Here is a 19,969-nt window from a genome sequence, read left to right on the forward strand (position 1 = left end):
TTGTAATGATGTGAAATGAGGAATGGATAATAAATATTTATAGGTAGTATAAATGCTGTTTTTATAACTTTAAAATTAGTTAATTTCTATATTGTGATTTTATTGTTTAACAAATGTTTGATAAATGATAAAAAATTGTAAAAAAGCGGAACTTGTAAGCTATTTCCTTTTCATAGATGCTAAAATTATATATACAGCTGCTAATATAAATGGAAAAAAGGAGATAATGGAGTATGGAAAGTAAAGTGGAACGCTATGTCGAAAATTATGTTGTAACGAAAAATACGATGGCCTTACTTCCTGTTATTCTAAGTGAAAAGAAAATTGTTACGCGAGTCGTTGAAATGAATGATTCTTTTTTCGTATTTCAAAAACCTCTAGATATTATAGAAAGAAGTTGCCGCAAGCATGGCTCTAGTTTCTTAGGCAGAAAAGAAGGAACGAAAGAGTTAACTCATATTACACATAAAGCACCGATTGCGATTAGTCCAGCAGATCAACTTTATTTTTTCCCTACCTATTCTTACTCTAGAAAAGAGTGCGCTTGGTTGTCTCATTTTTATATTGAAAGTAATAAAGAATTAGAAGATGGAAATCTTATTATTAGATTTATAAATGGCTTTGCTGTGAAATTAGAAATATCAAAAACTAGTTTTGAAAATCAACAAAATCGTACAGCGAAATTACGTACTGAATATGAAGATCGTAGGAAAAAACAAGGGAATCCTTGTTTTAAAGAGGTCGATAAAAAAGAGGAATCAACATTAAGACCCGCTTATGAGAAGGTGTATTTTGTTAGAGAAGAAGAAGTGTAATATAGAAAAAGCTGCCTCTAGAATGTTGCTTTAAGCGGCATTCTAGGACAGCTTTTTTGCTATTTAAATATTAATAAGTTTCTTCCTTACGGGCAGCATCCATCATAATGAAGATAGCTGATAAAATATGCAAAATCATTCCTACAAACGGAATCCATGCAAGGCAAGAAGTTACAATTCCTAGCACATTACCGTTAGCGCTCATATTAGCTTTTTTAGCCAATACTAAAGTAACAATATGTAATACTAGCATGAAAAGAAGTGGTAACCAAAGTAAAGAAACAACAATAGTTCCTCCGAGTACAGGTATTCCCAGTAAAGCCTCTAAGGCACCAGTAACCCATTTTAATAATTTTACTGTGTCTTTCAAAGTATTTCCTCCTAAAAATATAAAATAAATATATTGCGATATTTAGTATAACAGATTTATGTTGTTTTTTTTAATAAAAAATGTAAAAAATACTATTTTTTTATATTTAAATAAATTATTTGTAATATACTATTTTTGAAGGGATATAAGGATATTGTTGGATAGGGTGTTATTAATATGTAATATCTTGTCAAATATTGATAGATTATCATAGCTAAATAATGAAGGAATTCTTATGAAAGATATGGAAACTTTAATAAATACATCTCCGTATGTCGTATCTACCATTTCCTCTTTCATATAAGCAATGATACAGTAGGGATAGTATTTAGAGTAAAGGGGTAAAGTGTAGAATGGATTTTCAGACAATCAAAGAGTATTTTTCACCAGAAAATATGGATCATATTGTTGAGAGTTATAAAGCGTTCGGACCACTTCTTGGTATTGGTTTACCGATGATAGAGGCGTTGATTCCGGTATTACCGCTTATTGTATTTGTACTGGCGAATGCTGTTGCATTTGGCTTTTGGCTCGGTTTTCTTTATTCATGGCTTGGATCAGTAATGGGTGCATTACTTGTCTTTTTCATCATCCGCCATTTTGGTCGCAGTCGTTTCTTTTCGTTTGTAAATAAGCATGAGAGAGTACGAAAAGCAATGGGGTGGATTGAAAGGAAAGGATTCGCACCGATTTTTGTTATATTTTGTTTTCCGTTTACACCGTCAGCGCTAATAAATGTTGTTGCTGGTTTATCCCGAATTAGTGTAAAACAGTTTGGTCTAGCGTTAGCATTCGGAAAACTTGTGATGATTTTTATTTTAACGTATATCGGTCATGATTTAATGTCATTTATTCATAATCCAGTGAAATCAGTTATTGTAGGGATTGGTATTTTTATTTTATGGTATGTCGGTAAGAAAATCGAAGTAAAGTTAGAACTACATTAAGAATAGTCTTCTTTGTAAAGGAAAGCTTCAGTATTAAAGGATAAGGGGAGAAGCAGATGAAGAAAACTTTGAAAAAAGAAGGCATAGAGTGGATACGAACAATTTTAATTGGTGTATTATTAGCTGTATTTTTTCGAACGTTTTTCTTTTCAACGTATGTTGTAGAGGGGAAGTCAATGATGCCGACATTGCAAGATGGCAATATGCTAGTTGTAAATAAGGTGAGTTATCAAGTTGGGGACTTGAACAGATTTGACGTTGTGGTATTTCATGCGAATAAAAAAGAGGACTATGTAAAGCGGGTTATCGGTTTACCTGGAGATCATATTGAATATAAGCAGGATAAGTTATATATAAACGGTCAATTTATTGATGAGCCGTATTTAGAGAAGTATAAGAAAGAGATAAATGGAAGGCAACTAACAGGCGACTTTACATTAGAAGAGTTAACGAAAGAAAAGCTGGTGCCACCCGGGTTTATTTTTGTAGTAGGTGATAACCGGCTCGGGAGCTGGGATAGTAGACACTTTGGCTTTGTAAAAGCTGATACAGTTGTCGGTAAAGTTGATTTGCGATATTGGCCAATTCAAGAGGTGCAAACGAATTTTTCAAAAGGTTGATATAATGAAGTAGAAGTATAGAAAAGACAAACAACTCAGTTTGTCTTTTTTCGTGTACTATAATACAATTATAGTAGCAAACTAACGTTCGTTATGTAAGTGAAAGGTGGGGTTACATGTCACTTCGATTTGTAATTGGTAGAGCGGGAAGTGGAAAAAGTACACTTTGTTTACGCGAAGTGCAAGAAGAGTTAAAACAACGCCCGAGAAGGAAAACAATATTATATCTTGTGCCAGAACAGATGACATTCCAGACGCAGCAGGCGTTAATTGGAAGTGAGGATGTAAGAGGTTCTATTCGGGCACAAGTTTTTAGTTTTTCACGATTAGCGTGGAAGGTACTACAAGAAGTTGGCGGAGCGAGTCGTCTTCATATTGATGAAGCGGGTGTACATATGTTACTCCGTAAAATTGTAGAGTCTCGTAAAGATGGATTATCGGTGTACCAAAAAGCAGCGGAGCAAAACGGTTTCTTTGAACATCTTGGCAGTATGATTGCAGAGTTTAAACGTTACAATGTAACGCCATCTAACGTATATGAAATGTGGCAACAATTGGATGCGCATAGTAGCAGTGCCGAACAAAAGTTACTAGCGAATAAAGTGTATGATTTACAGCTATTATACGATGATTTTGAACGTGCTTTAATTGGAAAATATTTAGATTCAGAAGACTACCTGCAATTGCTAGTGGAAAAGCTTCCGCAGTCTGAATATGTAAATGGTGCGGAAATTTATATAGATGGATTTCATTCATTCTCCCCGCAAGAGTTAGAGATTGTAAGACAGCTTATGATTTGCGGAGCGAGAGTTACGATCACGTTAACGATAGATGAAAAAACGTTAGCACAGCCAGTAAATGAACTCGATTTATTTTATGAAACGACGTTAACGTATGAAAAAATAAAACAAGTAGCGCGTGAAGAGAAAATAGAAATTGAAAAAACAATTCCACTTATGGAACAGCCGCGTTTTCATTCTCCCGCATTAGCGCATTTAGAAGCTCATTATGAAGCGCGTCCGAATGAAAAATTTAACGGTGAAGCGAGTGTAACGATTAGCACAGCTGCGAATTTACGAGCGGAGGTAGAAGGTGTTGCTCGTGAAATTCGTAAACTTGTTGCGAATGAAAAATATCGTTACCGAGATATTGCAGTGCTTCTTCGTAATGGGGAAAGTTATTACGATGTGATGCGCACGTTATTTACAGATTACAATATCCCGCACTTCATCGATGAAAAGCGCCCGATGTCACACCACCCATTAGTAGAATGTATTCGTTCTGCACTCGAGATTATTGGTGGGAATTGGCGTTATGATGCGGTGTTCCGCTGCGTGAAAACAGAGCTTTTATATCCATTAGACGTAAGAAAAGAAACGATGCGTGAAGAAATGGATGAATTTGAAAATTACTGTTTAGCGTACGGTGTACAAGGAAAGAGGTGGACTTCAGAGGATTCATGGATGTATCGCCGTTATCGTTCTCTTGATGATACGAACGGGATGATTACAGACAGTGAACGTGAAATGGAAGAGAAAATAAATAGGTTACGTGACGTTGTAAGAACACCTGTTATTCGCATGCAAAAAAGGTTAAAGCGTGCAGGAACAGTTATGCAAATGTGTGAAGCAGTTTACTTATTTCTAGAAGAGCTGGATGTTCCGAAAAAACTAGAAGAATTACGTATACGTGCAGAAGAAAGTGGAGATTTCTTATTTGCGACAGATCATGAACAAGTATGGGAAGAAGTAATGAGCCTTCTTGATACGTTTGTAGAGATGCTTGGTGAAGAGAAAATGTCTCTTTCTATGTTTACGGACGTTATGTCGACAGGTCTTGAGGCACTTCAATTTGCTAACATTCCGCCGTCATTAGACCAAGTGTTAATTGCTAATATTGATCACTCCAGGTTATCTGACGTGAAAGCAACGTTTATTATAGGTGTAAATGAGGGTGTTATTCCAGCAGCACCTATGGACGAAGGTATGCTTTCTGATGAAGAAAGAGAAGTTCTTGGTGCAGCAGGGATTGAATTAGCGCCAACGACGAGACAAACTTTGTTAGAAGAACAGTTCGTTATGTATCAAATGGTAACGAGAGCATCTGAGAAGTTATATATTTCATGCCCGCTTGCAGATGAAGAAGGAAAGACGTTACTTGCGTCTAGCTTTATTAAGAAAATAAAAAGAATGTTCCCTAATGTGAAAGATTTATTTATTACGAATGACGTAAACGATTTATCACGTTCAGAACAAATTTCATACGTAGCAACGCCAGAAGTAACGTTATCTTACGTTATGCAGCAACTACAAACGTGGAAGCGATACGGATTTGAAGGGAATTTAGACTTTTGGTGGGACGTATATAATTTCTACGTAACTTCAGATGAATGGAAACAAAAAAGTAGCCGCGTCTTATCAAGTTTATTCTATCGAAATCGTGCGAAGAAACTAAGTACAGCAGTAAGTAGAGATTTATACGGAGATATAATTAAAGGAAGCGTCTCTCGTATGGAACTATTTAACCGTTGTGCATACGCTCATTTTGCGCAGCACGGTTTATCGCTTAGAGAGCGTGATATTTTCAAGCTTGATGCGCCGGATATCGGCGAATTATTCCATGCGGCATTAAAGAAAATTGCGGACAAGTTATTGCGTGAAAACCGTACTTGGGCGGATTTATCCATAAAAGAGTGTGAGCATCTTTCTGTTTTAGTAATAGAAGAAATCGCACCGTTATTACAACGACAAATTTTATTAAGTTCAAACCGTCATTTCTATTTAAAACAAAAACTACAACAAATCATTTTCCGTACGTCAATCATTCTTCGTGAACATGCGAAGTCAAGCGGATTCGTACCAGTTGATTTAGAAGTGCCGTTCGGTATGGGTGGTACAGGCTCACTTCCGCCGATGGAATTCTCATTACCAAATGGTGTGAAGATGGAAGTTGTCGGCCGTATTGACCGTGTTGATAAGGCAGAAGATGAAAACGGGACGTTCCTACGTATTATTGATTATAAATCAAGTTCAAAAGCGTTAGATTTAACGGAAGTGTATTACGGATTAGCACTTCAAATGTTAACGTATTTAGATGTTGTTACTTCGAATGCGCAGACGTGGATGAAAAAAGGTCACGCAGCATCACCAGCTGGTGTATTGTATTTCCATATTCATAACCCAATCGTTGAGATGAAAGGTGACGCATCTGAAGCTGAAATTGAAAAAGAAATTTTAAAGAAATTTAAAATGAAAGGACTCGTATTAGGAGATGCTGACGTTGTTCGTTTAATGGATAACAAACTTTCAACAGGAAGTTCAGATATTATTTCTGCTGGCCTGAAAAAAGACGGTAGCTTTAGTGCGCGTTCAAGTATTGCAAGTGAGCAAGAGTTTAACGTACTGCAAAAATATGTACACCATACGTTTGAAAATATCGGAAAAGATATTACAGAAGGTGTTATCGATATTGCTCCTTATAAAATGGGAAATAAAGCAGCATGTACGTTCTGTAACTTCAAATCTGTTTGTCAATTTGATGAGTCACTTGAAGATAATCAGTTCCGATCGTTAAAAGATATGAAAGATAGCGAAGCGATGGAGAAAATAAGAGAGGAGGTTGGCGGAGAATGATAGAAAATTGGCCTAAAAAACCAGAAGATAGTCAATGGACAGATGACCAGTGGAAAGCTGTTGTAGCGAACGGGCGTGATATTTTAGTTGCGGCTGCAGCTGGATCAGGTAAAACAGCAGTATTAGTTGAACGTATTATTAAAAAGATTATTAATGAAGAGAATCCAGTCGATGTCGACCGCCTGCTCGTTGTAACATTTACGAATGCAGCGGCGCAAGAGATGAAAAACCGAATCGGGGAAGCGTTAGAAAAGGTATTAATTGATGAACCAGGCTCTCAACACGTAAGAAAGCAGCTGAGCCTATTAAATAAAGCTTCCATTTCAACAATTCACTCATTCTGTTTACAAGTAATTAGAGGATATTACTACATGCTTGATGTTGATCCTCGTTTCCGTATTGCGAATCAAACAGAAAATGAATTGTTAAAAGAAGAAGTGCTAGATGACATATTAGAAGAAGAGTACGGAATCGAAGATAATACAATCTTCTTTGAACTTGTTGATCGTTATACGAGTGACCGTAGTGATGATGACTTACAACGTATGATTTTAGCGCTTCATACAGAGTCAAGAGCGCATCCAAATCCGGAAAAATGGCTTGATAAATTAGTAGAAGCATATGACGTAGAAGGAAAGACAATTGAAGACTTAGTATATGCTTCTTATTTATTAGAAGATGTGAAATTCCAGCTTGAAACAGCGGAACAGCATATTCGTAAGGCAACTGAACTCGCAATGCTTCCTGACGGTCCAGCGCCTCGCATTGAAACCCTGCAAGCAGATCTAGCTTTACTTGGAACGCTATCATCAGCTGCTCATGAGTCGTGGACAAGTTTGTATGAAGCGATGCAAAACGTATCGTGGCAAACGTTAAAGCGTATTAAGAAAAGTGATTACAATGAAGATGTTGTAAAACAAGTAGACTCTCTTCGTAATAAAGCGAAAGATGAGGTGAAGAAATTACAAGAAGAGTTATTTAGCCGAAAACCTGAAAGTTTCTTACGAGATTTTCAAGATATGCACCCAGTATTAGAAAAGCTTGTTCAACTTGTAAAAGTATTTACAGAGCGTTTCCAAGCGATGAAGCGAGATAAAGGAATGGTCGATTTCACAGATTTAGAGCATTTTTGTTTGCAAATTTTAAGTGAACAAAGTGAAAATGGTGAAATGAATCCGTCAGCAGTGGCGCTCCAATATCGTAACAAATTTGCTGAAGTATTAGTCGATGAATATCAAGATACGAACTTTGTACAGGAATCCATTATTAAATTCGTAACGAAAGATTCTGAGAGTGAAGGAAACTTGTTCATGGTTGGTGACGTAAAGCAATCGATTTATCGTTTCCGACTAGCCGAACCAGGACTATTCCTAGGAAAATATAAACGCTTCACACAAGAAGGATTGGGCGGCGGAATGAAGATCGACTTAGCGAAAAACTTCCGTAGTCGTCATGAAGTACTAGCAGGTACGAACTTTATCTTCAAACAAATTATGGGTGAAGAAGTCGGAGAAATCGACTACGATGCAGACGCTGAATTAAAGTTAGGTGCTACCTATCCAGAAGGTGAAGATGTAGCGGCAGAACTACTGTGCATTCAGCAAACGGAAGAAGAAGTAATAGACGGAGAAGAAGGTGCAGAAGTCGAAAAAGCACAGCTTGAAGCTCGTCTTATGGCGCAGCGCATTAAAGCGATGGTTGATTCAGGTTATGAAGTGTATGACCGTAAAAATGATGGTATGCGCCCAGTACAATACCGCGACTTCGTTATTTTACTTCGCTCCATGCCGTGGGCACCGCAAATTATGGAAGAGTTAAAATTACAAGGAATTCCAGTATATGCAGACCTTGCGACTGGTTACTTTGAAGCGACAGAAGTAAATATTATGATGAACGTATTCCGCGTTATTGATAATCCGATGCAAGATATCCCGCTTGCAGCAGTACTTCGTTCACCGATCGTTGGATTAAATGACGAAGAACTTGCGACGCTTCGTGCTCACGGAAAGAAAGGGTCATTTTATGAAGTAATGAGCTCATTCTTAAAAGGGGCACCACTTGAAGAGGAGCAAGAACTTCATGATAAATTAGAGTGGTTTTATAACTTACTGCAAGGATGGCGTGAATTCGCGCGCCAACAATCACTTTCTGATTTAATTTGGAAAGTGTACGGTGAGACAGGTTATTACGACTTCGTTGGCGGTTTACCAGCTGGAAAGCAAAGGCAGGCAAACTTACGCGTACTATATGACCGCGCAAGACAATATGAAGCAACATCATTTAGAGGATTATTCCGCTTCTTACGTTTTATTGAACGTATTTTAGAACGCGGTGATGATATGGGTACGGCGAGGGCCCTCGGTGAACAAGAAGACGTTGTTCGCATTATGACGATTCATAAAAGTAAAGGGTTAGAGTTCCCAGTTGTATTTGTAGCTGGACTCGGTCGTCGTTTTAATACACAAGACTTAATGAAACGTTTCTTATTGCATAAAGATTTCGGTTTCGGTTCGCAATTTATCGATCCGCGTAAACGAATTAAATATACAACATTATCACAGCTTGCGATTAAGCGTAAAATGAAAATGGAATTAATTGCGGAAGAAATGCGCGTACTATACGTAGCATTGACGCGTGCGAAAGAGAAGTTAATTTTAATTGGAACAGTTAAGGATGCAAATAAGGAAATGGAAAAATGGCTTGATGCGAGGGAACATAGTGAATGGTTATTACCAGATCATATACGTGCCGGGTCGTCTTGTTATTTAGACTGGATTGCACCTTCATTATATAGACACCGTGATAGTGAAATGCTTCTTGAATTAGGACAAGGAAGTATTCCGGATGAAATTTACGGGTATGACACGAGCTGGAAAGTAGAAGTTGTGGACGGTAATACGCTACTTGCACCAGAGCCAGTTCAAGAAGAGAAACAAGAATTATTAGAAGCGCTTCGTGAGAAAAAGGCTGTGCCATTACAAAGTGAACGGAAAGAAGAAGTGTACGACAGATTAATGTGGAAGTACGGATATGAGGATGCGACATCTCATCGTGCGAAGCAATCTGTTACAGAAATAAAGAGAAATTATCAATCTGAAGAAGGTAGCGATAACGCCTTTATTAAAAAACTACGTGCACCAATTAAAACACGTCCGCGCTTTATGGAGAAAAAAGGGTTAACGTACGCAGAGCGCGGAACAGCAGTCCATGCCGTTATGCAGCATGTTGATTTGAAGAAGCCGATTACGGTTGAAGTTCTTCAAGAGCAAATTGCTGGAATGGTAAATAAGGAATTATTAACATTCGAGCAGGCGGAAGAAATAGCGATTGAAAAAGTAATTTCATTCTTTGACAGTGACTTAGGCAAAAGGGTATTAGCGGCGAAAAGTGTTGAGCGTGAAGTACCATTTACGATGATGCTTGCAGCAGAAGAAGCATATCAAGATTGGAAAGGGAATAGCGGGGAATCGATCCTTGTCCAAGGGGTTATCGACTGCATGATTGAAGAGGAAGATGGCATTACGTTAATCGACTTCAAAACAGATACGATTGAAGGGAAATTCCCAGGCGGATTCGAACAAGCGAAACCAATTTTAGAAGATCGATATAAAGTGCAGCTTTCGTTATATGCAAAAGCACTGGAGAAAAGCTTACAACATCCTGTGAAAGAGAAATGTTTATATTTCTTTGATGGGAATCACGTTGTAAATATTGAAGAATAGAGGGGCTTGAAAATGGTAACGGAAAAAACGTTAAGAACTTGTGAACAGGGACACGAGTACTATAAAAGTAGCGATTGTCCAACTTGTCCAACTTGCCCAACCTGTGAGAAAGAGAGAAAACCAAAAGAAGGTTTTCTCTCTCTTCTTTCAGCGCCAGCAAGAAGGGCATTAGAACACCATGGAATTCAAACTGTAGAAGAACTCTCAAAATATAGTGAAAAAGAAATTTCAAAACTGCATGGTATGGGGCCTGCGTCTTTGCCGAAGCTTAGGAAGGCTTTGGAGGAGAGCGGGTTATCATTTAAATAAAATGAAATAGTGCCTCTTCACTACTTACTTGTTTATACCACTATTTGTGGACAGTAAAGCTCTTGCTTATTAAAATTTTATTTTAATAATTTTGAATTAGATAAAAGAAAAAAGTAGGAGATATTCTCCTACTTTTTTTACGCTGTTCCAATCTGATCTTGATCTGCCACATCAGAATCAAATGTATTCGTTGCACTAACACCGTTAAACGTATTCACGACAAACCCAACATTGGAAGCTCCAGATCCGTTATAGGCTTTCGTGTTTTCTTTCGGAGATACGTTATAAAAATCTCCTAAGTTGAAAGAGCCGTTACTGTTTTGCACGACGAGATTTCCTACAACCGAAGGCATACCATCCACCTACTTTACTAAGCTTTTTAATTACTATATGAATTATTGTGCGGAAGGTTCATCCGTAATATATTGGCGGATTTGTATAATACGAGAGTTATTAAAACCATAATCAACATTTCCAATTTGAAAGCAACCAGAATTTAAAAGTGTGCGTAATTCAACGTTATTAACTTCAATAAAAGGGCATTCATTTACAATGTTTAATTTTACATCTGTCGTTCGTTTTGGAATTGTAATGTGTTCATCTGTAAAGATTTCAAAAGCATCAAAGCGACCTTCTCCCCGTATATAAAAAGGAATTTCACGGTGGACGGCAATTTTTAATTCCATTTGGTTTGCATCTCCAACTTGAAATACAGCAGCAATCCCTAAAGAAATAATAGAAACATTTTGGACAATAGACACATGATGCAACATAATTTCTCAGTCTCCTTAACCTGGAGTAGGAGGGACATCTGTTACTAATGGTACAAATGGACCCTCTGTAACTGTTTCAAATGGTGTATCGAGAATAGAAGATAGAATGAGGAGATTTGCATCTCCAATTAAAAAGAGTGCGGACGACGATACACCGTTCATTTTAATCTGTCCGACTTTTAACTCACGGTTTACAACGTTAAGGTTCATACATACTTACTCCTTTCGGAAATTTCCCGGTATGTGCTGAATAAAGGAGAGAAAGGCTTTGTCAATATCTTGTTTCATTGCCTGAATAATGATATCTCGTAAATAATCTGGATCTGTTGAAATACCTTCATATGATTGCGCTTGTGATAAATAATAAGGGAGTCGATGCTCCATCTGTTTTTTTATGTCATCCACCATCATTTGTCGATACATTTCATCAAGCGGTGTTCGCTCTTCTTGTTCAAAATGGAGAATACGATTATATGCTTCTTCATCTAAGTATCGATGCATTTCTTGGAGGATACCTTGATAAAAGTCTGGGTTTGTTTCGGTTTCAGGGTTTACCTTCAATGTTTCTGTATCCACTTGAAGGTCTTCAATTTGTTGTCCTTTTGCTGAAAATGGGTTTAAACCAATATTTAGAGTACCATTTAAATTTTCGACTTTTAATTGATCGAATTTGTATTCCACTTTTCCTACAGAAGAGGAGGGGCGATTTTTTAATTCGTTAAGCTCTTCTTGGAGTTGGCGCACTTGATCTTCTAAATTCAGGATGGCTGCTTGTTGTGTTTGAAGAGCTTGTTGAAGTTGGTGTAAGTAAGTATATATATCTTGATTCATTTGTGAAACCTCCTTTTCAATAGGGAGGGTAAAAATATTCCTGCTATATATTTATGACAAGGATGTCTTAAGAAGAACTAGTTGATGGTTTGATAGAAATAATTTGTCCTTTCGCTTGTAATGGGCGAAGCGGCTCCGTAAATCCGCCCGTATTTGAAAATTTAGATAGGGCTTTAATACTTCCGGCAGTACCAATTTGGAACACAGAAGAGGTTGTAATGCTATCAATTTTAATGCTGTTAATGATGATGCTTTGGTTTACGTAAAAATTCAATACAATCGCCCCCTTTAAGTTGAACCAATTATCGCTTGATCGACGACATCTGAATCGTTGACAGTCGTTGCACTTTGATAATTGTAGACAGAAACGTTATCTCCAACATTAAAAGAGCCGGCCCCGGCGAAAGCACGTGAGTAACTAATAGGCCTAATCGCAAATACATCTCCAATATGAAAAATACCACTTGATCCAATATTGACGATACGAATATGTCCGACCATAGCTGGCATACAAAACACCCTTCGTTTTTAAAATTTTCTTTTCTACTATTGTATGGGCGTTTCCAATAAAATGTGTATTTTTTTGAAATAAAAGAAACACACGCATTATTGCGTGTGTGTTTTGAATGTTTGATTAGGGTGTAAATCCGTATGTACATGACAAATTACATTTAAGAGCCTGTCCAGTTCTTGGCTACAATCCACTGTTTTTTGAGAAGTCATTCCATAGCGTTCAGCAAAATAAATCATTTTTTCACGTTTTTTTTCAATCGCTTGCTCAAACATTGAAATCGGCTCCATCTCTAAATGAAATTTTTAGTATATATGTAGTACATATTATACAAAAACTTCATAAAAAAGAAATGCATTCGCTAAAAAAAGTAAAATTTCTACATTTTATGCCAAATGATAAAGGGTAACGAATAGGGTATGAGAAGAATATTGTAAAAATTAGCGTGCATGAGAAGGTTTTTTTCTTAAGGATGCGAATACAATTAAAGGGCATGAGTTTTAGGATGGAGAGTGGAAATATTGCGTTTTGTAACGGCGAAGAAAGAAGAAAAGGTATTTGTAGGTATTGTGGATGAAGAAGAAGAAAAGGTATTACACTTAAGAGAAGCGCAAAGACAAAAAGGGGAAAAGGTTACAATCCCTATTACAATGTTAGAGTGTATTGAAAGAGGGACTGAATGCTTTGAGAAAGTATGTGAAATTGTAAATTGGGCAAAAGAAAACGGGGAAGCGGCGTATTATCCGTTAACAGAGGTGAAAATATTAGCACCGATTCCAAGGCCAAGAAAGAATATTTTGTGCGTTGGAAAAAACTATCGTGAGCATGCGGTAGAAATGGGTGGAGTAGAGTCTATTCCAGAAAATATAATGATCTTTACGAAAGCACCAACAACAGTTATTGGCATAAATGAGCAAATTAATGGTCACCCTCATGCAACGGACGAACTAGATTACGAAGGAGAATTAGCTATCGTTATTGGTAAGCGAGGGAAACAAATTAAAAAAGAAAAAGCGCTTGAGCATGTTTTTGGTTATACGATTATCAATGATGTAACAGCTCGAGACATTCAAAGAAAACATAAACAGTTTTTCCTTGGGAAAAGCTTCGATACATTTTGTCCGATGGGACCGTATTTAATTCATAAATCGGTGGTTAATGCGCCGAATGCATTACACATTGAAACGGTAGTAAATGGAGAAGTAAGGCAAACTTCCAACACAAATAAAATGATTTTTTCAATAGAAGAAATTATTTCAACGATAAGTAAAGGAATGACTTTAGAACCAGGCGATATTATCGCAACAGGAACCCCGGCTGGTGTCGGAAAAGGTTTCACACCACCGAAGTTTTTACATGCTGGTGATGAAGTGGTTATTACAGTAGAAGGAATTGGTACTTTGCGAAATGTAGTGAAGTGAAGAAAAGAGCTATCTTGTTAAAAGATAGCTCTTTTTTATGGCCTTGGGTTATAGAGGTAATCAATAACGGAAAAAGTGTAAAGACCAATGAATGCAAGTGTGCAAATGCCAAATAGTATAACCGTAAGTGCGCTTTTTTCTCGTCCAAAACCAATGATAGTAAGAATAACAGCAGTCCAAAATGATGCTTTCAGTAGTGTGAATGTAGTAGGAGTTGAGTAGTGAGTAAGCCATGTTGTGGAAAGTAGGAAGCCAAAGAATGTAACTAAAATAAAAGATGTAGCTAAATAGTTAATATGTTTACCATATTTTAATAGCATATCGCACCTCCTTTACGATTTTAAAATACAGAAAATTAAAATTTCATCTTAATATAAATGAATATAAAAAGAAAGAGGTTGTCCCAACATGTCGGACAACCTCTCTATCATTACGATAATACAGCTTTAATTTTTTGGAATGCCCACTCTAAATCTTCTTCAGAGATTACTAGAGGTGGTGCGATACGAATTACGTTTTCATGTGTTTCTTTACAAAGTAGACCAGCTGCTTTTAGTTGTTCACAGTAAGGACGAGCTGGCTCGTTTAATTCGATACCGATGAATAAACCTTTACCGCGAACTTCAGTGATCATTGGGTTGTCAATCTCTTTTAATTGCCCAACTAATTTTTCTCCTAATTGAAGAGAACGCTCTGTTAATTTTTCTTCTTCTAACACTTCAAGAGCTGCGATAGAAACAGCACATGCAAGTGGGTTACCACCGAATGTAGAACCGTGAGAACCTGGCTCAAATACACCTAAAATATCGCGGTTTGCTGCAACACAAGAGATCGGGAACACGCCGCCACCAAGTGCTTTACCAAGTATGTACATGTCAGGAGTTACATCGTCCCAGTCACAAGCAAATACTTTACCAGTACGGCCTAAGCCTGTTTGGATTTCATCTGCTACGAATAAAACGTTTTCTTTTTTACATACTTCAAAAGCTTCTTTTAAGTAACCAGCTGGCGGGATGTTAATTCCTGCTTCACCTTGAATTGGCTCTAAAATGAATGCTGCTGTGTTTGGTGTAATTGCGGCTTTTAATGCTTCTAAATCACCGTAAGGAATTACAACGATGCCAGGAAGCATTGGACCGAATCCACGCTTGTACTCTTCGTTTGAAGACATAGAAACAGAACCCATTGTACGTCCGTGGAAGTTATCTTCACAAACGATGATTTCAGCGCGGTTTGCTTCTACTTTCTTCACATCATAAGCCCAGCGACGAACTGTTTTAATTGCAGTTTCAACAGCTTCAGCACCTGTATTCATTGGAAGTACCATTTCTTTATTAGTTAGTTTCGCAACTTTTTCGTACCAAGGACCTAATTGATCGCTATGGAAAGCACGAGAAGTTAACGTAACACGATTTGCTTGGTCAATTAAAGCGTTAATAATTTTCGGGTGACGATGACCTTGGTTTACTGCAGAATATGCACTTAATAAGTCCATATAGCGGTTTCCTTCAGGATCTTCTACCCAAACACCTTCTGCTTTAGAAATAACGATTGGAAGTGGGTGATAGTTATTTGCTCCATATGTGTCTGTAAGTTCGATAATATCCTTAGTTTGAATCATGATTGTTCCCCCTTTTGTTATTACAAGAAGTTTGTAAATACTCTAAATATTATATCATTTAAATGTAAAAAAGCGAAACATTTCCTGAAAATAAATGAACATGTTATCATATAGAGTGAAAAAGTGTGAAAAGAGGAGGTAAGGGATACGATGGTACATATGCATATTACAGCATGGGCGTTAGGTTTAATTTTATTCTTCGTTGCGTATTCACTTTATTCAGCAGGAAGAAAAGGTAAAGGTGTACATATGGGGCTTCGCCTAATGTATATCATCATTATTGTGACAGGCTTCATGTTGTACATGAGTATTGTGAAGACAGCAACAGGTAGCATGCACATGTGGTACGGCCTGAAAATGTTAGCTGGTATTTTAGTTATCGGCGGAATGGAAATGGTTCTTGTAAAAATGAGCAAAAACAAACCAACAGGGGCGGTTTGGGGCTTATTTATTGTTGCGCTAGTAGCAGTATTATACTTAGGACTGAAATTGCCACTTGGCTGGTACGTATTCAAATAAAAATAAAACCACCTTATAATCTCAAAGACTTGGGAGATAAGGTGGTTTTTATTTTTTATGTCGCATCGATATGCAACTCTTCTCCATTTACTTTCGTAAAACGGAACATATTTTTATTTGACGTAGTGTGACGGACGAAATGGTGTTGCAGTGTACAGATCATTTCTTCGTTATCAAACAAAAGAATATTTACTCCTTCGCGTGACTCCTCTTTCGGTAAGAAAGATAAATAATTATGACAATACATGCAATCATATAAAGAGTAGTGAAGTGATTGCAATGATTCAGTTAATAATGTGAAGACAGAGTCAGGTAATTCCTCGAGCCATTCATTATAGCTAAGAAGTAACTTTTTTCGAATACGTACCATTTCACCATTTTGCAAATGGTGTTGCTCGTTGGCGATTTGTAATACATCTTGTTCATAGAAACGGGCTGGTAACCAATTGTTATTATACAAAATTTCAAACCCATCTTCGGCAATATCTTCTAATAGAAACGCTTCATCATTTTCATCATCAAAGAATACCCATTCATTGTTTATATATTCTACATTACCGACTGTATGAGCACGGGGCTGGTTATATAAAATATGTTTACGTTGTATCATATACGATTTCTCCTTTATGAAAAGTAGTTATTCCTGTTATAGACAGTTCGTGCGTTCTTTATAACTAGACACATCTAGACATAGGTGGGCATACAATAAAACACGTTTTACTGAGTGAGAATGCTATTCCATATGTGGATAGTAGGTTATCGTCAAGTTTTTCATTTTTTGATCCGCACTCTTAGGGTGGGGATTACTGCACGTTCAAGAAAAGAAATAAGATGGAAGGATGATTTATATGTGCGGGATTACAGGATGGGTGGATTATAAACACTCATTAGAAGGAGAAAGAGATGTCGTTACGAAGATGGCTGAGACGTTAGCGAAGCGGGGGCCGGATGATAATAAAGTTTGGATTAAAGGAAATGTCGCATTTGGGCATAAACGGTTAATCGTTGTAGACCCTGAGGGCGGTAAACAGCCGATGACTTGTTTAAAAGATGAAACGAATTACGCCATTTGCTATAACGGTGAACTTTATAACACAGAAGACATTCGAAAGGAATTATTAAGAAGAGGGTATACGTTCAAAGGTCATTCTGATACAGAAGTATTATTAGCTTCTTATATTGAATGGAAAGAAGAATGTGTCGATCATTTAAACGGTATATATGCGTTTGCAGTATGGGACGAACAGAAAGAACAAGTATTTATTGCGAGAGATCGATTAGGTGTAAAGTCACTTTTTTATAAATATGATAGCGGACGCTTACTATTTGGTTCGGAGTTAAAAGCGATATTGTCGCATCCAGATGTGAAGGCGGAAGTAACATTAGAAGGGTTATCAGAAATATTCGGACTCGGACCGTCAAGAACGCCTGGCCACGGTATTTATGCTGGTATAAAAGAATTACGTCCAGGTCATGCGATGACATTTTCAAAGAACGGTTTGTGTATATGGAGATATTGGAATGTAGAAAGTAAAAAACATGAAGACTCTTTTGAAGAAACAGTAGAGAAAACGCGCTTTTTACTACAAGATGCCATTACAAGACAGCTTGTTTCTGATGTACCACTATGTACCTTTTTATCAGGTGGTGTAGATTCGAGCGCTATTACAGCTATTGCGGCGAAAGAATACGAGAGATCAGGAAAAGGACAATTACACACGTATTCAATTGATTACGAAGATAATGACAAATACTTTAAAGCGAATGCGTTTCAGCCAAATTCAGATGCTCCGTTTATTAATTTGATGACAGAGACGTTTCAAACAACCCATCATCGTTGCGTCATTTCGAATGAAAAACTAGCAGAGTATTTAACGGAGGCGGTACTCGTTCGTGATTTGCCTGGTATGGCAGATATCGATTCGTCATTATTATGGTTTTGCCGCGAAATTAAACAAGATTTTGTCGTCGGCTTATCTGGAGAATGTGCAGATGAAATATTTGGTGGATATCCGTGGTTTTATAGAGAAGATGATCTACAATCGAGTGCATTTCCGTGGATGCGCTCTACAGAAGCGCGTGAACAACTTCTAAAAAAAGAATGGAGAAATAAATTAAATTTACAACAATATGTACAAAGGCGCTATGAAGAGTCGATTCAAGAAGTTCCTATTTTAGAGGGAGAAAGTCCGCTAGAAGCGAAAAGACGCCAATTATTTTATTTAAATATGGTATGGTTTATGACAACATTATTAGACAGAAAAGACCGCATGAGTATGGGGGCAAGCTTAGAAGTACGTGTTCCATTTGCGGATCATCGTCTTGTCGAATATGCGTGGAATATTCCTTGGGAAATGAAAATGTATAAAAACCGCGAAAAAGGTCTATTACGTAAAGCGTTAGAAGATGTGCTTCCACATGACATCTTATATAGAAAGAAGAGTCCTTATCCGAAAACGCATAATCCGCACTATACGAAAGCAGTCACAGTATGGCTACAAGATTTATTAACAGATAAAGGTTCAATTTTACACGAACTATTTGATAAAGAGCAGTTGAGCGGATTGATTCAGTCTGGCGGCAGTGCATTTCAATCACCTTGGTTCGGGCAATTAATGACAGGTCCTCAACTTTTAGCTCATTTAGCACAAATTCACGTTTGGTTTAAAGAGTATGGGGTAAATATTAGGGAATAAGGGAAAAGCGACTTACTTTTATGTAAGTCGCTTTTTATTAAAGAAATTGTCAAATGAAATTTAAAATCATATTAGAAAAAATACTTATTTAGAATAATTATCTTTACGTACTTATTATTGTTTGTTATAATTGGAAACAAATGTTCTTGAAAAAGATTCTCATTTATAAAATTGAGGTGTTATATAGATGCCAAAGAAAAAAATAGGTTTACTCGTAATGGCGTATGGAACGCCAGAATCATTAGATGATGTAGAAGCGTACTACACACATATTCGCCACGGTCGTAAACCTTCCAAAGAGGCACTCCAAGATTTAATCGAGCGCTATAAAGCGATTGGTGGAATTTCGCCGCTTGCAAAAATTACGAAAGAACAGGCGCATAAATTAACAGATTCAATGAATAACATATTTACAGAGTATGAATTTACTTGTTACTTAGGTTTAAAACATATTGCACCATTTATAGAAGATGCGGTAGAAGAAATGAAGCGTGATGGGATTGAGCAAGCGATTAGTATCGTATTAGCGCCACATTACTCTACATTTAGCATTAAAGCGTATAATGACCGTGCTATTCGTCTTTCGCAAGAAATTGGTGGTCCTGTTATTGAACCAATTGAACAATGGTATGATGAACCGAAATTTATTTCGTATTGGGCAGACCAAATAAAAGAGACGTTTACAGAAATTGATAATAAAGAGAAAGCAGTCGTAATTTTTTCAGCGCATAGTTTGCCAGAAAAAATTATTGCAACAGGAGACCCATATGTAGAACAACTAAAGCATACGGCAGATTTAATTGCAGAAGCTGCAAATATTCAAAACTATACAATCGGTTGGCAAAGTGCTGGGAATACTCCAGATCCGTGGATTGGTCCAGATGTGCAAGATTTAACGAAAGATTTATATGAAGAGCATGGGTACGAATCTTTCGTATATTGCCCAGTTGGTTTTGTAGCGGAGCATTTAGAAGTTTTATATGACAACGATTATGAATGTAAAGTTGTAACGGATGAATTAAATGCCAAATATTTCAGACCAAATATGCCGAATGCACAATCTGCATTTATCGACTGTTTGGCTGAAATTGTTTCCAAAAAAGTGAAGGAAATAGTTGACAAAGATTTAGTTTTAAATAATAATTAATTTATAATAATTTTAAATAAATAATGATTACTACG

The 19,969-nt window shown here is 37.0% G+C and carries 21 protein-coding genes; 10 read left to right on the forward strand and 11 right to left on the reverse strand.

Going from position 1 to position 19,969, the window contains the following annotated elements; genetic code table 11:
- Positions 1–233 precede the first annotated feature (233 nt).
- Positions 234–815, forward strand: a complete 582-nt coding sequence (locus MR169_RS05265; RefSeq protein ID WP_000444440.1) for a competence protein ComK — start codon at positions 234–236, stop codon at positions 813–815.
- Between the two features lie 70 nt (positions 816–885).
- Here the strand turns inward: MR169_RS05265 and MR169_RS05270 are convergent, their stop codons facing one another.
- Complete coding sequence (locus MR169_RS05270) at positions 886–1,185, reverse strand: hypothetical protein (RefSeq protein WP_000655757.1); 300 nt, start codon at positions 1,183–1,185, stop codon at positions 886–888.
- Between the two features lie 353 nt (positions 1,186–1,538).
- Here MR169_RS05270 and MR169_RS05275 point away from each other — a divergent pair, with 353 nt between their 5' ends.
- From MR169_RS05275 to MR169_RS05295, 5 genes are all read left to right on the forward strand, one after another.
- Positions 1,539–2,132: a TVP38/TMEM64 family protein gene (locus MR169_RS05275; RefSeq protein ID WP_000347520.1), complete on the forward strand. Its 594-nt coding sequence runs from the start codon at positions 1,539–1,541 to the stop codon at positions 2,130–2,132.
- 56 nt (positions 2,133–2,188) lie between these two features.
- On the forward strand, positions 2,189–2,752 hold the full coding sequence (gene lepB, locus MR169_RS05280; protein ID WP_000751910.1) for a signal peptidase I: 564 nt from the start codon (positions 2,189–2,191) through the stop codon (positions 2,750–2,752).
- A gap of 116 nt (positions 2,753–2,868) precedes the next feature.
- Positions 2,869–6,384 carry a helicase-exonuclease AddAB subunit AddB gene (addB, locus tag MR169_RS05285; protein WP_242319077.1) on the forward strand — a complete coding sequence of 1,172 codons (3,516 nt, stop codon included), beginning with the start codon at positions 2,869–2,871 and terminating at the stop codon, positions 6,382–6,384.
- Positions 6,381–10,106 (forward strand): helicase-exonuclease AddAB subunit AddA, encoded by a 3,726-nt coding sequence (addA, locus tag MR169_RS05290; RefSeq protein ID WP_242319078.1) that lies wholly within the window; start codon positions 6,381–6,383, stop codon positions 10,104–10,106. The genes addB and addA overlap by 4 nt, the downstream gene beginning before the upstream one ends.
- Before the next feature lie 12 nt (positions 10,107–10,118).
- Positions 10,119–10,415, forward strand: coding sequence for an RNA polymerase alpha subunit C-terminal domain-containing protein (locus MR169_RS05295; RefSeq protein WP_242319079.1), 297 nt, complete (start codon positions 10,119–10,121; stop codon positions 10,413–10,415).
- Positions 10,416–10,552: 137 nt separating this feature from the next.
- On the opposite strand, the gene gerPF is transcribed toward MR169_RS05295, so the two are convergent.
- The 7 genes from gerPF to MR169_RS05330 all read right to left on the reverse strand — a co-directional run bounded on the left by gerPF (position 10,553) and on the right by MR169_RS05330 (position 12,805).
- Positions 10,553–10,768: a spore germination protein GerPF gene (gene gerPF, locus MR169_RS05300; protein WP_001141566.1), complete on the reverse strand. Its 216-nt coding sequence runs from the start codon at positions 10,766–10,768 to the stop codon at positions 10,553–10,555.
- 42 nt (positions 10,769–10,810) lie between these two features.
- The gene (locus MR169_RS05305; protein ID WP_242319080.1) at positions 10,811–11,188 is read right to left on the reverse strand and encodes a spore germination protein GerPE; all 378 of its coding nucleotides are present in this window, start codon (positions 11,186–11,188) and stop codon (positions 10,811–10,813) included.
- A 15-nt stretch (positions 11,189–11,203) separates the two neighbouring features.
- A complete protein-coding gene (gene gerPD, locus MR169_RS05310; RefSeq protein WP_001052807.1) occupies positions 11,204–11,398 on the reverse strand; it encodes a spore germination protein GerPD in 195 nt (64 codons plus the stop codon).
- Positions 11,399–11,404: 6 nt separating this feature from the next.
- Positions 11,405–12,019 (reverse strand): spore germination protein GerPC, encoded by a 615-nt coding sequence (gerPC, locus tag MR169_RS05315; protein ID WP_001070762.1) that lies wholly within the window; start codon positions 12,017–12,019, stop codon positions 11,405–11,407.
- 67 nt (positions 12,020–12,086) lie between these two features.
- Positions 12,087–12,293, reverse strand: coding sequence for a spore germination protein GerPB (gene gerPB, locus MR169_RS05320; protein WP_001012508.1), 207 nt, complete (start codon positions 12,291–12,293; stop codon positions 12,087–12,089).
- Between the two features lie 14 nt (positions 12,294–12,307).
- Complete coding sequence (gene gerPA, locus MR169_RS05325) at positions 12,308–12,529, reverse strand: spore germination protein GerPA (protein WP_001111188.1); 222 nt, start codon at positions 12,527–12,529, stop codon at positions 12,308–12,310.
- A gap of 96 nt (positions 12,530–12,625) precedes the next feature.
- A complete protein-coding gene (locus MR169_RS05330; RefSeq protein ID WP_000462841.1) occupies positions 12,626–12,805 on the reverse strand; it encodes an aspartyl-phosphate phosphatase Spo0E family protein in 180 nt (59 codons plus the stop codon).
- A gap of 246 nt (positions 12,806–13,051) precedes the next feature.
- Here MR169_RS05330 and MR169_RS05335 point away from each other — a divergent pair, with 246 nt between their 5' ends.
- Entirely contained in the window at positions 13,052–13,951 is a 900-nt protein-coding gene (locus tag MR169_RS05335; protein WP_001213075.1) for a fumarylacetoacetate hydrolase family protein, read from the forward strand.
- Positions 13,952–13,986: 35 nt separating this feature from the next.
- On the opposite strand, the gene MR169_RS05340 is transcribed toward MR169_RS05335, so the two are convergent.
- Positions 13,987–14,271, reverse strand: a complete 285-nt coding sequence (locus MR169_RS05340; protein WP_000925342.1) for a hypothetical protein — start codon at positions 14,269–14,271, stop codon at positions 13,987–13,989.
- 110 nt (positions 14,272–14,381) lie between these two features.
- Positions 14,382–15,572 (reverse strand): ornithine aminotransferase, encoded by a 1,191-nt coding sequence (gene rocD / locus MR169_RS05345; protein ID WP_000616657.1) that lies wholly within the window; start codon positions 15,570–15,572, stop codon positions 14,382–14,384.
- A gap of 150 nt (positions 15,573–15,722) precedes the next feature.
- On the opposite strand from rocD, the gene MR169_RS05350 reads away from it, so the two are divergent.
- On the forward strand, positions 15,723–16,091 hold the full coding sequence (locus MR169_RS05350) for a YisL family protein (protein WP_000233495.1): 369 nt from the start codon (positions 15,723–15,725) through the stop codon (positions 16,089–16,091).
- Between the two features lie 55 nt (positions 16,092–16,146).
- Here MR169_RS05350 and MR169_RS05355 read toward each other — a convergent pair whose 3' ends face one another.
- Positions 16,147–16,701, reverse strand: a complete 555-nt coding sequence (locus MR169_RS05355) for a DUF2777 domain-containing protein (protein WP_000616050.1) — start codon at positions 16,699–16,701, stop codon at positions 16,147–16,149.
- A gap of 238 nt (positions 16,702–16,939) precedes the next feature.
- Between MR169_RS05355 and asnB the strand changes: the two genes are divergently transcribed.
- Together asnB and hemH are read left to right on the forward strand one after the other, a co-directional pair.
- The gene (gene asnB / locus MR169_RS05360) at positions 16,940–18,787 is read left to right on the forward strand and encodes an asparagine synthase (glutamine-hydrolyzing) (protein WP_242319081.1); all 1,848 of its coding nucleotides are present in this window, start codon (positions 16,940–16,942) and stop codon (positions 18,785–18,787) included.
- A gap of 187 nt (positions 18,788–18,974) precedes the next feature.
- Positions 18,975–19,934, forward strand: a complete 960-nt coding sequence (hemH, locus tag MR169_RS05365) for a ferrochelatase (protein ID WP_001124849.1) — start codon at positions 18,975–18,977, stop codon at positions 19,932–19,934.
- The last annotated feature ends 35 nt before the right edge of the window (positions 19,935–19,969 follow it).

It is taken from the genome of Bacillus cereus group sp. BfR-BA-01349 (genome assembly GCF_022663795.1).
GTDB lineage: Bacteria > Bacillota > Bacilli > Bacillales > Bacillaceae_G > Bacillus_A > Bacillus_A cereus.